Source organism: Enterococcus sp. DIV0660C, assembly GCF_017316125.1.
Classification (GTDB): domain Bacteria; phylum Bacillota; class Bacilli; order Lactobacillales; family Enterococcaceae; genus Enterococcus_B.
Genome location: NZ_JAFLWA010000041.1, coordinates 17903 through 33720 on the forward strand (window position 1 = coordinate 17903; position 15818 = coordinate 33720).

A 15818-nucleotide genomic window follows, 5' to 3' on the forward strand; every position below is an offset into this window, starting at 1 on the left:
AAATAAAAGAAGAAGTGAGTTAGCTGGTTTATTTTTTTGTTACGAAATAGTAGAAATTAGGACAAAACAAGGGTTTTCTAGTAAAATAAGCTCGGATCTTTTTCACTAAAAATGGGTATCAAAGGAGGGGAAAGTTGTGGGAGTAATTGCAGAAGTGATTGTAGACGTACCGACGATGCAAACGGATCAACCTTTCACGTATCTCGTTCCCTTCGTGTTAGAAGCGGAGTTACAAGTGGGAATGCGTGTGGAGGTTCCTTTCGGAAAAGGAGATCGTCATGTTCAAGGATTTGTTATTGGTTTGAATAATGAAGTTGCTCAGACTGATGTTCAATTGAAATCAATTATTCGCGTGCTGGATTTAGCACCCGTTGTTAATCAAGAACTATTAGCATTAGCCGACTACATGAAAACAATTACCTACGCATTCAAAATCACTTGTCTTCAAACGATGCTACCAAGTGTAATGAAGGCAGAGTATGATAAAATCATTTATCCTTTGAAACCATCAGTTGAAACACAAGAATTTTTTCGAGAACGAGAAGTGATTTCTTGGAAAGAAGCAGAGTCGTTAGGTGTTGTTTCGCAGTTGATGCATTGGCGAAACAAGAAATTAGTTGATATCCGTTATGAAGTTCATACTAAAAATAAAGTGAAGACAATTCGAATGGTTCACTCACTTTTACAAGAAGAGCAGATCGAAGAAGAGTGGGGAAAACTACGTCAAAATGCTAAAAAGCAAAAAGAATTATTACTTTGTTTGTCTGAAGTAGTTAAGGATGAACCACTTGCGTACTTTAAAGATAAAGGAATCAGTAGCGCTGTATTGAATCAAGGAAAAGAGAAGGGCTGGCTTCGTTTTGAAGAAGTCGAGCATTATCGTGATCCATATCAACATCGTTCGTTTGAACAAACTAGTGCGTTAGATTTGAACCAAGAACAACAATTCGCAGTCGATCAAATCACTGATGCGTGTCAAACACAAAAAGAAACGATTTTTTTATTAGAAGGTATTACCGGAAGTGGAAAAACAGAAGTCTATCTGCAAAGTATTGCCGAAGTTTTAGATGCAAAAAAGACAGCTATCATGTTAGTACCTGAAATCGCATTGACCCCACAAATGGTTGAGCGATTCAAAGGACGTTTTGGAGAAGCCGTTGCGGTGTTACATAGTGGACTATCGCAAGGAGAAAAATATGACGAGTGGCGTAAGATCGAACGAAATGAGGCACAAGTAGTCGTTGGTGCCCGCTCAGCGATTTTTGCACCGTTAGAAAATATTGGTCTAATTATTATCGATGAAGAACATGAGTCGAGTTATAAACAAGACGAAACCCCACGCTATCATGCAAGGGACTTAGCTATTTGGCGGGGGAAATACCACCATTGTCCAGTATTATTAGGAAGTGCGACACCTTCTCTTGAATCACGTGCAAGAGCACAAAAGGGTGTATATCAACTTCTGACTTTGAATAAACGAGCAAAAAGTAGTGCGCAATTACCTGTAATTGACATTGTGGATATGCGAGAAGAATTTCAAAAACATAAAGCCGCAACTTTTTCTAGCCAGCTACAAGATAAAATTCAAGATCGTTTAGAGAAGAAGGAGCAGACGGTTCTATTATTAAATCGTCGCGGTTATTCTTCATTTGTTATGTGTCGCGACTGTGGTTTTGTTTTACCTTGCCCAAACTGTGATATCTCTTTAACATTGCACATGGACAGTAAGTCAATGCGTTGCCATTACTGTGGACACGAAGAAGCAATTCCTCATCGTTGTCCAAATTGTGGTGGGAATAAAATTCGCTATTATGGCACAGGTACACAGAAAGTGGAAGAAGAATTACAAACTTTGTATCCTGAAGCTCGTATTTTACGAATGGATGTTGATACTACTCGGAAAAAAGGAGCACATGAACGGATTTTGCAAAAATTTGGTGCGAAAGAAGCAGATATTCTTCTAGGAACACAGATGATTGCCAAAGGACTAGATTTTCCAGATGTAACTTTGGTAGGCGTTTTAAATGCGGATACGTCACTAAACTTGCCTGACTTTCGATCAAGTGAGCATACTTTTCAACTGTTAACACAAGTTTCAGGACGAGCTGGACGAGCTGAAAAAGCTGGTGAGGTAGTTATCCAAACCTTTAATCCAGAACATTACGCGATCGAGTTAGTAAAAGAGCAGAATTACGAACGTTTTTATCAAAAGGAAATGCAAGTTCGTCATCGTGGGGGCTATCCACCGTATTACTTTACAGTGAAAATTACTACGAGCCATCCAGAAGAACAAGTAGCTGCAAAAAAAATCTTCCAGATTGCGCAATTGCTCAAACAGACGTTAAGTAACCAGAGTTTGATTTTAGGTCCAACACCAAGTATGATTTTGCGTGTGAAGAATCGTTATTATTATCAATTGATTATTAAATACAAGCACGAACCTCAGCTAGCAAATGTGTTGGATGATATTTTAGATAAAAGCCAAAAAGAACAACGCCAAGGATTATTTGTGGCGATCGATAATGAACCATTACATTTTATTTGAGAAAGGACACTATATGCGCTACCCAATCTTGATTCACCCAAATGATAAGTTAAAACGAACAGCTCAACCCATCGATGTCATCACCGATGAAACAGTTGCACTACTAGACGACCTGTATGAAACAATGGTTGCAATGGACGGTATTGGTATTGCAGCACCACAAGTAGGAAAAAATCTTCGTTTAGCAATCGTTGAAGTTGACGAAGGGGACAAATTTGAATTGATCAATCCTGAAATTATCGAAGCAAAAGGAGAAAGTTTAGATGTGGAAGGCTGCCTGAGTATTCCGCATGTTTATGGAACTGTGAAACGTGCAGATGAAGTAACCGTGCGTTATTTTGATCGTGAAGGTCAAGAAATGGAAGTAACAGCATTCGACTACTTAGCACGAGCATTTCAGCATGAAATCGATCATTTAGATGGTGTTTTGTTTGTTGAAAAAATGATTGAACAAATTCCTGAGGAAGAACTTGAAAAATATATGGAGGAGCACCTAAATGACTAATATTGTATTTATGGGAACACCAGCTTTTTCTGTCCCAATACTAGAAGGATTATTGGAAGCTGGCTATACAGTTCAAGCTGTAGTGACACAGCCTGACCGACCAGTCGGTAGAAAAAAAGTGATCACGCCAACACCAGTCAAAGAAGCGGCATTAAAGCATGGGTTACTGGTACTACAACCAGAAAAAATCTCCGGCTCAGAAGAAATGAAAAAAATCATCGAATTACAACCAGACATTTTGATTACGGCTGCGTTCGGTCAATTTTTGCCAGAAAAACTACTTCAAGTTCCTAAACACGGAGCAATCAATGTCCATGCCTCTTTATTACCTAAATATCGTGGAGGAGCACCTGTGCACTATTCGATTATCAATGGTGAAAAAGAAACTGGTGTAACCATTATGGAAATGATAAAAAAAATGGATGCAGGTGGTATTTTTGCGCAAGAAAGTTTGCCGATTACCAAACAAGATGATGTTGGGACAATGTTTGATAAATTAAGTTTATTGGGAAAAGAACTCTTATTAAAAACATTACCAAGTATTTTAGATGGTAGTTTAGCACCAACTCCTCAAGATGAAGAAAAAGTGACCTTTTCTCCTAATATTACAAGAGAGCAAGAAGCAATCGACTGGAATAAAACAGCCGAAGAAGTTGATAATCAAGTACGCGGAATGCGCCCTTGGCCAATTGCTTTTACAACGTATGAAGATGTTCGTTGGAAATTACTAGTGGTGGAACCACTTCAAGAGAAAACAACCGAAGTTCCCGGTACGATTATTCGCAAAGACAAGAAGAATCTTTGGATCGCGTGTGGTAATCAAACAGTATTAGCAATCAAAGAATTACAACCTGCAGGTAAAGGGAAGCAGACCATTCAAGCGTTTCTAAATGGCAGCGGACAACATGTAACGGTTGGACAGCAGGTGAAATAATGGCAAAAATCCCAAATAGTATGAAGAAATCTGTACGCTATATGGCTTTAATGACCTTAGAAAGAGTTTCTAAAGGTGGGGCGTATTCCAATCTTTTATTAAATGAAATGATTAACAAAGGAAAGCTTAATCCAAAAGACATTGGCTTATTTACAGAACTTGTTTATGGAACGATTAGTCACCAATTATTACTTGAATTTTATATCACGCCTTTTATTGCTAAAGCAAAAAAAGTAGATGAATGGGTCAAAACATTGCTACTCTTGTCTGTTTACCAGTTGGAATTTTTAGACAAGGTTCCAGACCATGCGATTTTGAATGAAGCAGTAGAAATTGCAAAAGTAAAAGGAAACCCTGGAACAGGAAAATTCGTGAATGGCGTATTGAGAAGCTACCAACGTCAAGGAAAACCTGATGTAGAAGCAATCAAGGATCCCATAGAACGATTGGCAGTGAAAATCAGTTTACCTGTTTGGTTGACGCAACGTTTTATCGATCAAATTGGGTTTGATGAAACAGAAAAACTGGGTCATTCACTTTATGTGCCGAGTCATGCAAGCGGACGCGTTGATGTTCGTCGTCTTTCACGTGAACAAGCAATTGCTGTTTTAAATGAAGAAGAGATTTCTGTGAAAGAAAGCCAAGTTAGCCCTTATGGTGTTGTTGCCGAAAAAGGTCATCTAGCTTCTAGTTCATTATTTCATGACGGTTTGCTAACAGTTCAAGATGAGAGCTCAATGCTAGTTGCACCAGCAATGCAAATTGAACCAGAACATCACGTACTGGATGCGTGTGCTGCGCCTGGTGGCAAGACGACGCATATTGCGACATTTTTAGATTCAACATGTGGCGGCGAAGTGATTGCTCTCGATGTCCATGATCATAAAGTAAAACTCATTGAAGAAAATGCAGCTCGTTTAAATGTCTCTTCAGCAGTTTTTGCACAAAAAATGGATGCGCGAGAAGTACAACAAACTTTTGAACCAGAACAATTCGATCGTATTTTAGTCGATGCGCCATGTTCAGGTTTAGGCTTGTTACGTCGAAAACCAGACATCCGCTATAAAAAAAATCCACAAGATTTAGAAAATTTACCTAAAATTCAATTAGCAATTTTGGAAAGCTGTGCTCCTACGTTAAAAACGTCAGGAATCTTGACTTATAGCACATGCACCATTCTAGCTGATGAAAATCAAGGGGTCATTGCGGCTTTCTTGAAACGCCACCCTGAATTTGAAAGGATTGATGTTTTAGTGAGTCCTGTGCTAAAATCATCAATCGAAGATAAAATGTTAACTTTGTATCCACATCAATTTAATACAGATGGCTTTTTTATCTGTTGTTTGCGTAAAAAGTAATGAGGTGAAGAAATGCAAATTGAATTTCAATCAGATGTAGGAAGACGCCGTAATACAAACCAAGACTATGCGAATGTATTTACTAATCAAGAAGGAATTAAGCTGGCAGTTTTAGCTGATGGAATGGGGGGGCATCGTGCAGGTGACATTGCCAGTCAAATGGCTGTGACCAATTTAGGTGCTGACTGGGAAGAACAAACACTAAAAGATAGTGAGAAAATTGCCCAGTGGTTTATTCAAACAATCCAAAATGAAAATGTTAAAATTTATCAGCGAGGACAGGAAAAGTCAGAATACAATGGGATGGGCACAACAATTGTTGCTGTTGCTTTATCAGATACAAGATTTACGATTGCAAATGTTGGAGATAGTCGTGCCTATTTAGTGCGCGAAGATCAACTAAAACAGTTAACAGAGGATCATTCATTAGTAAATGAACTAGTTAAGTCTGGTGAAATCAGTCAAGAAATGGCAGTGAACCATCCAAGAAAAAATATTTTGACACGATCGGTAGGAATGCCGGGAACGGTTGAAGTAGATGTCGCAACTTATTCTTGGCAACTTGGGGATCGATTATTACTTTGCTCAGATGGGCTTACTAATATGTTGTCGGAAGAAATGATTGGATCAATTATTGATGGTACAGGTTCGCTTACGGACAAAGTAAAAGAATTGATTGATCGTGCAAACGAGGCAGGTGGTGCTGATAACATTACTGCACTCCTTATCGAGTATAAGGAGGACTGTGCATGATCGAGTTAGGCAAGAAACTAAATGGACGTTATCAAATTACTGGCAATATTGGCAGTGGCGGAATGGCAAATGTCTTCTTAGCCCATGATTTAATCTTAGATCGTGATGTCGCTGTCAAGGTTTTGCGATTTGACTTTCAAAACGACAAAACTGCTATCCGTAGATTTCAAAGAGAAGCGTTAGCAGCAACTGAATTGGTCCATCCCAACATCGTGAGTGTATACGATGTTGGGGAAGAAGCGGATATGCAGTATTTGGTAATGGAATATGTGAAAGGGATGGATCTCAAACGATACATCCAAACCCATTATCCAATTCCTTATCAAACAGCTGTTGATATTATGCAACAAATTTTATCAGCGATTTCGTTGGCACATAATCACCAAATCATTCATCGCGATTTAAAACCTCAAAATATTTTAATTGACCACGAAGGTGTCGTGAAGATTACTGATTTTGGTATTGCGATTGCATTATCTGAAACATCAATTACCCAAACAAATACAATGCTAGGCTCCGTACATTACTTGTCACCTGAACAAGCAAGAGGAAGTATGGCTACTAAGCAATCTGATATTTATGCGCTTGGAATTATTCTTTATGAAATGTTGACAGGAAGCGTGCCGTTTGATGGTGAATCAGCAGTAACGATTGCCTTGAAACATTTTCAAGATGAATTACCTTCGATTAAAGCAATTGACCCTGGAGCGCCACAAGCATTGGAAAACGTTGTATTGAAAGCAACTGCTAAAGAACCAACTGATCGTTATTTGACAGCTGATGAAATGAATGAAGATTTAGCAACCGTTCTTTCGCCTGCGCGTGCGAATGAGCCGAAGTGGGAACCACAAGCTATGTTGAACGAGACAAAAGTGCTGACGCCAATTGATGCAGATTCGCCAATGCCAGATTCATTTAAATCGATGCGTTTACCAGATGAACATGACGTTTGGGAACAACCGAATCAACCGCCAGAAGAAGAGGAAGAAAAACCAAAGAAAAAACGAAAAAAATGGTGGATTTTACTCCTTCTTGTTTTACTCGGATTAGGTATCGGTGCTGGTGTGTTTTTTGCTTCTGGCGGCCGAGGTGAAGTGGAAGTGCCAGATGTTTCAGATTTAACAGAAGCAGCAGCTCGAACAGTTTTGGAAAATGCGAATCTAAAAGTAGCAAGTAAAACAGAAGAAATTGCTGATGATAAAATTGAAGAAGGAAATGTGGTTAAAACAGATCCTGCAGCAGAAACAACTGTGAAAAAGAATCGCGAAATAAAATTATATTTAAGTAGTGGCTCTAAAAAAATCAAATTAAAAGATTACACAGGCGTAAGTTATGATGAGGCGAAAGCCAACTTAATTGACTTAGGATTTTCAGAGGAACAAATTAAGTCGGAAGAAGAGTATAGTTCTGAAGTTGAGAAGGACATGATTATTTCTCAGACACCTACAGACGGAGAAGTTGATCCAGATTCTGATACGATTACTTTCAAAGTGAGCAAGGGAGTCAAACCTGTCTTTTTATATAATCATACGGGTGAAAACTATGATGAAGTTTATAGTACACTCCTAGCTGCAGGATTTTTAGCATCAAATATTAGTGTGAGTTATGACTATAGTAATACAATAGCTGCGGGAAATATTATTAGCCAAACTCCTAGCTCAGGAGAATTTACAGCGGCTGAAACAGCTGTTAGTTTTGTAGTCAGCCAAGGCGCCGAAGAAAAACCAAGTCGTCTAAATGATATCTCAGGTTATTCGAAGAGCGAAGCACAAAATTATTTATCTGGAATTGGTGCTGAATATATTGGACACGAAACTTCTGAATACTCGGATACTGTTGACAAGGATAAAGTTATTCGAACTAATCCAGGAGTCGGTGCAAGTATTAATAAAGGTGACATCGTAAGCGTTGTTTATTCTAAGGGACCAGATCCAACGAAAGTTTCTTCAAAAGATTCTTCGGAAAAAAATTCCTCAAGTAGTTCAACAAAAGAAACAACAGATGGGTCAGAAAAATCAACCGAAGAAAATAAATCACAAGAGTAAATGCAGATGTCTTGAAACAGTAATTGAATTAAGTACAAAAGAATTATGTTGTTAGTGAAAATCTAATGACATAATTCTTTTTTTGTGCACAAAGGAAAAAAGAAATTTTTTAGAGCGTAATAAGTTTGCTTGTTAAGGCATAAGAATTCTTTTTCCTGTGTTAAAATAAATAAAAAACGGAGGTGGCACAAATCAGAGGACAAATTAGAAAAGCAATCAGTGGTTTTTATTATGTTTACGCAGATGGGAAAACCTACCAAACACGAGGAAGAGGGAATTTCCGTAATCGAAATATCAGTCCATTAGTTGGTGACCAAGTCATTTTTGAAAGTGAAAATAAAACAGATGGCTATTTACTAGAAGTTTTGCCACGAAAAAATCAATTAGTAAGACCGCCTGTGACGAATGTTGATTTAGGTGTGATCGTCACAAGTTTAGTTGAACCGAATTTTTCAGCGAATTTATTGGATCGTTTTTTAGTGATGCTCGAATATGAAATGATCCGACCAATTATTTTTCTAACAAAAACGGACTTAGCACCGAACGATCCAAAAATTGAAGAGATCAAAAAAGTCTATGAAAAAATTGGTTATCCAGTCATAGTACCGAAACAACCAGGAGATACAGACGAATTAATTCGTTATTTTCCAGACCAGTTAACTGTTTTTATGGGGCAGTCAGGGGCAGGTAAATCAACTTTACTTAATCAAATTTCGCCAGAATTACAGTTAGCAACAGCAGAAATCTCAGATTCTCTTGGCCGAGGAAAGCATACAACGCGTCATGTTGAATTAATTCCGTTGTACGATGGATTAGTCGCTGATACACCAGGTTTTAGTTCGATTGACTTTCTGACGATTGAAGCAACGGAATTACCAAAGCAATTTCCAGAATTTGTTGAAGCGTCTACACACTGTCGTTTCCGTGAATGCATGCACGCGAAAGAACCTGGGTGTGAGGTCAAGCATCGAGTGGAAAATGGAGAAATCGCACAAACACGCTATGATAACTATTTGCAATTTTTACAAGAGGTTGAAAAACGAAGACCCATTTACAAAAAAGAGAGTAAAAGAAAATAGGGGGAAATCAAATGAAATTAGCACCATCAATTTTAAGCGCAGACTTTGCCAATTTACAACGTGATATTGAATTGGTAGAAAAAGGTGGAGCAGATTACATCCATGTCGATGTTATGGATGGCCAATTTGTACCAAACATTACATTAGGACCCAATGTTGTTCAAGCAATCCGTCCAGTGACCAAATTACCTTTGGATGTCCATTTAATGATCGTAAATCCAGAAAATTATATTACGGATTTCGCGAAAGCCGGTTCCGACATTATTACTGTCCATGCTGAATCAACACCACATATTCATCGAGCTGTTCAAATGATCAATGATCTAGGAGTAAAATCGGGTGTGGTAATCAATCCCGGTACACCGGTTTCTGCAATTCAACATGTATTGTCTATTGTGGATCAAGTCTTGGTTATGACGGTAAATCCTGGTTTTGGAGGTCAAAGTTTTATTGAAGAAACAGTTGTTAAAATCGTTGAATTAGATTTGCTTCGTCAAGAAAACGGATATCATTACGCAATCGAAGTTGACGGTGGAATTGTTCCAGAAACAGCGAAAATTTGTAAAGAGGCAGGAGCGGATGTTTTTGTAGCAGGTTCCTACATCTATGCCTCAGAAGATCCAATCCATCAAATCAATCAATTAAAAGAGGCATTGAGCTAAAATGAAAATTTTGTTAGCAGCAGGAGGGTCACCTCGAAAATGGCCAGAGATAACAAGCTCTGAGTATGACTATCATGTTGGTATTGACCGTGGAGCGTTATATTTGTTGCAACAAGGGTTATCTGTGGAAATCGCTGTAGGTGATTTTGATTCGTTGAACGAGGAAGAACGTACTTATGTTTTTTCGCAAGCAGAGTTGATCATCCAATCACCAGCAGAAAAAGACGACACGGACACTCAATTAGCATTGGCTTCCACATTCGAACGCTACCCTGAGGCAGAATACACTTTAGTGGGGGCTACTGGTGGTCGCTTAGATCATTTGCTATCTAACTTGTGGTTGGGACTGGAACCACGATTTCAGCCATATATCCAGCGATTGACTTTGGCAGATCGTCAAAACAATTTGAGTTATTATTTGCCAGGCAGTTATTCGATTAAAAAAATACCAGAAATGAAATACTTGGCTTACTGTTGTTTGACGCCTGTCAGTCATCTGAATATCAAAGAAAGTAAATACGAATTGGAAGATACCACTGTTGCTCAGCCAACTTCATATGCAAGTAATGAATTTGTTTCTGATACAGCTAAATTTTCATTTGAAACGGGTGTAGTAGCTGTAATTCAAAGCAAAGATTAAGGCACTTCCTTGGCTAGAATTTCACAAATGTGGACACTTGAACAACTAAAGTAAGTAGAGTGAAAAAGATTTGCTAAAAAAAGATTAAGAGAAGCAACTTGCCTTTTGTTTCAAGGTGTTTAGTGCTAAAATTAAATGTAAGAGTCTAATTAATTCGAGGTGTCTTTGTGAAGAAGTTCAATCCCAATAAAAATATTATTATTACGTTGATTATTGTCATTATTGTGGTGACAATTTTAAGTGTAACAGCTGCTCAACGAGCAAATGAAGGAAAAACCAATTTATTTCAATCTGTTGTCAATGACAGTGTTGCAATTATTGACAAAGCCGTTTTTGCACCAGCAAGATGGGTCGGAAACGGTGTGAATTCTGTACACAATTTATTTTCTACTTATTCTGAAAATGAGCGACTAAAAGAGCGCTTAGACAGTTATGATGAAGTGGCGCAGCAAAATAAAAATTATCAAAAAGAAATTGAATCATTGAAGAAAGAGCTTGATTTGAATCAAACCTTGACTAGCTATGAGAAAGTCACGGCTAACGTGATTACCCGTTCACCTGATAGTTGGCAAGATATGCTGACTGTTGATAAGGGTTCGAAAGATGGTGTCAAAACAAATATGGCTGTTATGTCACAAAAAGGTTTAGTTGGACGAGTAGTTGAGGTAAATGTAGCTTCTTCCAAAGTTGAATTACTAACTTCAGCTAATGAAAGCTCAGATCATTTTCCAGTAAAAGTGAACTCTGCAAATGGGGATGCTTTTGGTTTGCTTAAGGGATACGATGAAACTGGACAAGCATTGGTTGCAACACAACTGACTGGTGATACAGACATCAAAGAAGGCGATGTTGTACAGACATCTGGTTTAGGTGGTAATTCACCTGCTAACTTGCCAATCGGAACAGTTACAAAAGTCAAACCTGACAGTAATGGCTTAGATCGAGAAGTTTATATCAAACCTTATGCACAGATGTATGACTTATCCGTTGTAACGATCATCCAACGTTTAGTGGAGGATGAATAGTTTATGCTGAAAAAAGAAACGATGAAGTATTACTTGCCTGTCGTCTTATTCTTTCTTATGCTTTTAGATGGACAGGTAACTAGAGTTTTAGGTGAGTGGACCAAGGGTGTCTACATGGCAAATGCACATTTTTTGATTCTGGCGTTACTATTTTGCAGCCTGAGTTTTTCAAAAAGATACCTGTTGATTACGACAATTATTTTAGGCGCTGTTTTTGATATGTATTATATTGGCGTCATTGGCATCTACGCTGTAGCACTTCCACTAATTATTTTTATTATGTACTCAATGAGTCAAACTATTCATACAAACATATTTACTGAATTTTTTAGTATGATTATTTTTGTGACTGGGTATGAACTATTCACGTTAATCATCCAGTTGATTTTCAAACTTGCAATAGTTAATACGAATTACTTTATTACCCAGTTTTTAGGACCAACATTGCTATTAAATATGATTATTTTTGCTATATTTGTATTCCCATTTAAGAAATTATTCAGCGATGAATAATTTCTTTTTTTTATTCCTAACAGTTTTGTCATTTTATAATTGTATTTTGAAATATTTTTGTAACATAACTATTATATCGTTGACATACAGCTATGGTACAATTTTCATATCGTTAAGAAAGACTTAAATATTTTTAGATATTTATTAAATTAAGCCAGTCGGAGGAATGAAGAGTGAAAAAGAGTTTATTATCAGCAGTAATGGTTTGTTCAATGACTTTAACTGCCGTAGCATCACCGATCGCTGCCGCGGCAGATGATTTCGATTCACAGATCCAACAACAAGATAAGAAAATTGCGGACCTACAAAACCAACAATTAGATGCACAATCACAAATTGATGCTTTGGAAAGTCAAGTTACTGATATTAACACACAAGCTCAAGATTTATTATCAAAACAAGAAACTTTGCGTAATGAATCTGCACAATTAGAAAAAGAAATTGCAGATTTACAAGAACGTATTGAAAAACGCCAAGATACAATTCAAAACCAGGCGCGTGAAGCACAAGTAAAAAATACAAGTTCAAATTACATTGATGCTGTAATGGATGCAGATTCATTGGCAGATGCTGTTGGTCGTATCCATGCGATGACAACAATCGTTAAAGCAAACAATGAACTAATTGAACAACAAAAAGAAGACAAAAAAGCTGTTGAAGACAAACAAGCTGAAAACAAACAAAAACAACAAGAACTTGCTGAAAATCAAGCAACTTTAGAAGCTCAAAAAGGTGATCTTCTATCTGCGCAAGCTGACTTAAACGTAATGAAAACTTCATTAGCTGCTGAACAAGCAACTGCTGAAGATAAGAAAGCTGAATTAAACCGTCAAAAAGCAGAAGCTGAAGCGGAACAAGCTCGTATTCGCGAACAAGAACGTTTAGCAGAACAAGCACGTCAACAAGCTGCTCAAGAAAAAGCTGAAAAAGAAGCACGTGAACAAGCAGAAGCTCAAGCTGCTGCTCAAACAGCAGTTTCTGAATCTACAGCTACTGAACCAACTGTAGTATCTGAATCTTCAGAAGCAGTAACATCTGAGTCTTCAGTAGTAGAAGAATCAACAACGCCAGAATCTTCAGTAACAGAAGAATCAACAGTACCTGAAACTTCAACACCTGAAGAATCAACAGTACCTGAAACTTCAGCACCTGAAGAGTCAACTACACCTGAAACTTCAGCACCTGAAGAATCAACAACACCGGAAGCTCCTGTAACAGAAGATTCATCTTCAGAAGCTCCTGTAGTTCAAGAACCAACAACACCAAGTACTGGCGATAACAGTTCAAATACTGGTAACAACAGTTCAAATACTGGAAACAGTGGTTCAACTACACCATCTACACCTGTTACACCTCCATCAACTGGTGGTTCATCATCTGTTAATGGTTCAGCTATCGTAGCAGAAGCTTATAAATATATTGGTACACCGTATGTTTGGGGTGGAAAAACTCCAGCAGGATTTGACTGCTCAGGATTCACACGCTATGTATACTTACAAGTAACTGGTCGTGACATCGGCGGCTATACTGTTCCTCAAGAACAAGCTGGAACAAAAATTTCAGTTTCTCAAGCTAAAGCAGGAGACTTATTATTCTGGGGTTCAGCTGGTGGAACTTACCACGTAGCAATTGCTTTAGGTGGCGGACAATATATCCACGCACCTCAACCAGGTGAAAGTGTAAAAGTTGGCTCAGTTCAATGGTTTGCACCTGACTTTGCAGTTAGCATGTAATTTTAATTGAAAAAGTAAAAGCGTTAGGCAAAGGCCTAACGCTTTTTTGTTTTTGCTTAACGGAAAAGCATGGATGACTCTTTGATTGAAAGTCGCCCATGCTTTTTATGATAGAAAAATGATTATACAAATTCTTCTGTTAATTCCATAAATTGCTGAATATCATCTAAAACCATGTCAATTCCAGCTTGCCAGAAATCTGGTTTTGTTAAATCAACACCAAGGTGTTTTTCAGCTAATTCTTCAGTCGTCATGGATGCTGTATCTCTTAACAAATCAATATATTCTTGTTCAAAGTTTGTGCTTTTTTGATTAGCATAAGCATAAATTCCCATACTGAATAGATAACCAAATGTGTACGGAAAGTTATAAAATGGTACATCATCAATAAAGAAATGTAGTTTTGCTGCCCAGAAATATGGATGATAACTAGCTAATGAATTTTGATAGCCTTCTTTTTGTGCATCAACCATCATTGATGTTATCTCTTCTGCGGCAACTAATCCTTTTTGACGAGCTGCATAAAAATTATTTTCAAAAATAAAACGTGAATGAATGTTCATGAACATTGCTAAAGCATTTTGCAACTTAGTATCTAGTAAGTTGATTTGTTCTTCTTTGGATTTTGCAACTTTTAAAGTGGCATCAGCTACTATCAATTCTGCAAAAGTGCTCGCAGTTTCTGCGACATTCATTGCATATTCGCGGTTCAACGAAGGAAGATCCCACATCGTACTACTGTGGAAGGCATGACCAAGTTCATGTGCTAAGGTAGCAACCTCGTTTACGGAGTTACTATAGGTCATGAAGATTCTTGATTCTTTTGTTTCAGGCAATTCGGTACAGTAACCACCTGGGCGTTTTCCAGGACGATCTTCCGCTTCAATCCAACTTTTTTCAAATGCTGCTTGAGCAAAGTTAGCCATTTTAGGACTGAATTTTTTGAAGTTTTCGATGATAAATGCTGCAGCTTCATCAAAGGTAAAAGTTTTTTCTTCCAGATCACCTAAAATAATTGGCGCATCTTGGTCTTGCCATTCCATTTTTTCTTTACCGAAAAGATTTGCTTTTCTTGTCAAATAGTCTACTAAAGGTTGTTTGTTTTTCTCAATTGTTGACCACATAACATCAAGAGTTTCTTTTTTCAAACGATTGTACTCTAGCGGCTTTTGCAGATAATCAGTAATACCGTGAAGTTTGTAAGTAGATAGGCGGAAACCATCTAAATGATTTAGCGTATCGGCAAATAGTGGTGCTTTTTCTTTCCATGCTGCTTCCCAAGCAACGAATAAAGTTTTTCTAATTTCGGAATCAGGATCGCTCATCATTTTATTGAATGCTTGTCCAGCAGAAAGCTCGATTGTTTCGCCATTTTGAGTGAAAGGAATTGTGATACTGGCAACGATGGTATCGTAATGGCTACTCCAAGCATTTAGTCCATCAAGTGATAGAGTATTGATAATATTTTCTTCAGATTCTGATAATAATTGTGCGCCATCACGACGAATTTCATCTAAACGAAATGCAAGTGGTTGAAAATCTGAATTTGCGAGTAAGGTTTGCCAATGTTCTTCATTTATTTTTGCAAATTTTGTCGAAAGAACTGTTTCTGCTGATTGTAGTTGAGGAAGAAGTGCATAAAGTTTTCCAGATAAAATTTTTGCTTGTGAATCGTTTACATTTGCAGATAACAAGGCTGTGATGTAACTATCACATTGAGTAAATCCATCAGAAATTTTTGCTTGTAGTTGTAAAATAGTTTGTAGTTGCTCAAAATTCTCTGATGAAAATTCCCAATCACCGACTAATTCATAGTAGTCATTCATTTGTGATTCAAGCTCAGTCAGGCGTTCGTTTAATGCTAAAGAATTACTTCCTCCAGAAAAAATAGAGTCAAGATCCCAGTTTAATGAATAGTTCATAAAAAATCTCCCTTCAATTTTTTGTTCAACGTTTAGTATAGCATTATCTAGTAAAAGAAGTCTTTTTTTAGATTGTTGTTTCCGTAAAAAAAAGCTAAGATAGG

The 15818-nt window shown here is 37.6% G+C and carries 13 protein-coding genes; 12 read left to right on the forward strand and 1 reads right to left on the reverse strand.

The genetic code is table 11. The features are described 5' to 3' along the window. The first annotated feature begins 136 nt into the window (after nucleotides 1-136). The 12 genes from priA (at nucleotide 137) to DOK81_RS10955 (ending at nucleotide 13792) form a co-directional block, all read left to right on the forward strand. Complete coding sequence (gene priA, locus DOK81_RS10900; RefSeq protein ID WP_206910806.1) at nucleotides 137-2545, forward strand: primosomal protein N'; 2409 nt, start codon at nucleotides 137-139, stop codon at nucleotides 2543-2545. Nucleotides 2546-2558: 13 nt separating this feature from the next. Next, nucleotides 2559-3050 carry a peptide deformylase gene (def, locus tag DOK81_RS10905; protein ID WP_206910808.1) on the forward strand — a complete coding sequence of 164 codons (492 nt, stop codon included), beginning with the start codon at nucleotides 2559-2561 and terminating at the stop codon, nucleotides 3048-3050. Continuing rightward, complete coding sequence (gene fmt, locus DOK81_RS10910; protein WP_206910810.1) at nucleotides 3043-3984, forward strand: methionyl-tRNA formyltransferase; 942 nt, start codon at nucleotides 3043-3045, stop codon at nucleotides 3982-3984. Before def ends, fmt begins: the two co-directional genes overlap by 8 nt. Next, nucleotides 3984-5342 carry a 16S rRNA (cytosine(967)-C(5))-methyltransferase RsmB gene (gene rsmB / locus DOK81_RS10915; protein ID WP_206910812.1) on the forward strand — a complete coding sequence of 453 codons (1359 nt, stop codon included), beginning with the start codon at nucleotides 3984-3986 and terminating at the stop codon, nucleotides 5340-5342. Before fmt ends, rsmB begins: the two co-directional genes overlap by 1 nt. Nucleotides 5343-5354: 12 nt before the next feature. Continuing rightward, nucleotides 5355-6095, forward strand: a complete 741-nt coding sequence (locus tag DOK81_RS10920; protein ID WP_206910813.1) for a Stp1/IreP family PP2C-type Ser/Thr phosphatase — start codon at nucleotides 5355-5357, stop codon at nucleotides 6093-6095. Beyond that, nucleotides 6092-8140 carry a Stk1 family PASTA domain-containing Ser/Thr kinase gene (pknB, locus tag DOK81_RS10925; protein ID WP_206910814.1) on the forward strand — a complete coding sequence of 683 codons (2049 nt, stop codon included), beginning with the start codon at nucleotides 6092-6094 and terminating at the stop codon, nucleotides 8138-8140. Before DOK81_RS10920 ends, pknB begins: the two co-directional genes overlap by 4 nt. A gap of 182 nt (nucleotides 8141-8322) precedes the next feature. Then, the gene (gene rsgA / locus DOK81_RS10930) at nucleotides 8323-9219 is read left to right on the forward strand and encodes a ribosome small subunit-dependent GTPase A (RefSeq protein WP_206910816.1); all 897 of its coding nucleotides are present in this window, start codon (nucleotides 8323-8325) and stop codon (nucleotides 9217-9219) included. An 11-nt stretch (nucleotides 9220-9230) separates the two neighbouring features. Continuing rightward, nucleotides 9231-9881 (forward strand): ribulose-phosphate 3-epimerase, encoded by a 651-nt coding sequence (gene rpe, locus DOK81_RS10935; protein ID WP_206910818.1) that lies wholly within the window; start codon nucleotides 9231-9233, stop codon nucleotides 9879-9881. Between the two features lies 1 nt (nucleotide 9882). Further along, nucleotides 9883-10521: a thiamine diphosphokinase gene (locus DOK81_RS10940; protein ID WP_206910820.1), complete on the forward strand. Its 639-nt coding sequence runs from the start codon at nucleotides 9883-9885 to the stop codon at nucleotides 10519-10521. Nucleotides 10522-10688: 167 nt separating this feature from the next. Continuing rightward, nucleotides 10689-11546, forward strand: a complete 858-nt coding sequence (mreC, locus tag DOK81_RS10945; protein ID WP_206910822.1) for a rod shape-determining protein MreC — start codon at nucleotides 10689-10691, stop codon at nucleotides 11544-11546. 3 nt (nucleotides 11547-11549) lie between these two features. Then, on the forward strand, nucleotides 11550-12059 hold the full coding sequence (gene mreD, locus DOK81_RS10950; RefSeq protein ID WP_206910823.1) for a rod shape-determining protein MreD: 510 nt from the start codon (nucleotides 11550-11552) through the stop codon (nucleotides 12057-12059). 173 nt (nucleotides 12060-12232) lie between these two features. After that, complete coding sequence (locus DOK81_RS10955) at nucleotides 12233-13792, forward strand: NlpC/P60 family protein (protein WP_206910824.1); 1560 nt, start codon at nucleotides 12233-12235, stop codon at nucleotides 13790-13792. Between the two features lie 122 nt (nucleotides 13793-13914). Here the strand turns inward: DOK81_RS10955 and DOK81_RS10960 are convergent, their stop codons facing one another. Next, a complete protein-coding gene (locus DOK81_RS10960) occupies nucleotides 13915-15714 on the reverse strand; it encodes a M3 family oligoendopeptidase (protein WP_206910825.1) in 1800 nt (599 codons plus the stop codon). Nucleotides 15715-15818 lie beyond the last annotated feature (104 nt).

Bases quoted from the DNA above. Each gene is read 5' to 3' on its own strand.
- pknB (WP_206910814.1), top strand. From the start codon at position 6,092: ATGATCGAGTTAGGCAAGAAACTAAATGGACGTTATCAAATTACTGGC.
- DOK81_RS10960 (WP_206910825.1), bottom strand. From the start codon at position 15,714: ATGAACTATTCATTAAACTGGGATCTTGACTCTATTTTTTCTGGAGGA.
- fmt (WP_206910810.1), top strand. From the start codon at position 3,043: ATGACTAATATTGTATTTATGGGAACACCAGCTTTTTCTGTCCCAATA.
- rsmB (WP_206910812.1), top strand. From the start codon at position 3,984: ATGGCAAAAATCCCAAATAGTATGAAGAAATCTGTACGCTATATGGCT.
- def (WP_206910808.1), top strand. From the start codon at position 2,559: ATGCGCTACCCAATCTTGATTCACCCAAATGATAAGTTAAAACGAACA.
- rpe (WP_206910818.1), top strand. From the start codon at position 9,231: ATGAAATTAGCACCATCAATTTTAAGCGCAGACTTTGCCAATTTACAA.
- DOK81_RS10940 (WP_206910820.1), top strand. From the start codon at position 9,883: ATGAAAATTTTGTTAGCAGCAGGAGGGTCACCTCGAAAATGGCCAGAG.
- DOK81_RS10920 (WP_206910813.1), top strand. From the start codon at position 5,355: ATGCAAATTGAATTTCAATCAGATGTAGGAAGACGCCGTAATACAAAC.
- mreD (WP_206910823.1), top strand. From the start codon at position 11,550: ATGCTGAAAAAAGAAACGATGAAGTATTACTTGCCTGTCGTCTTATTC.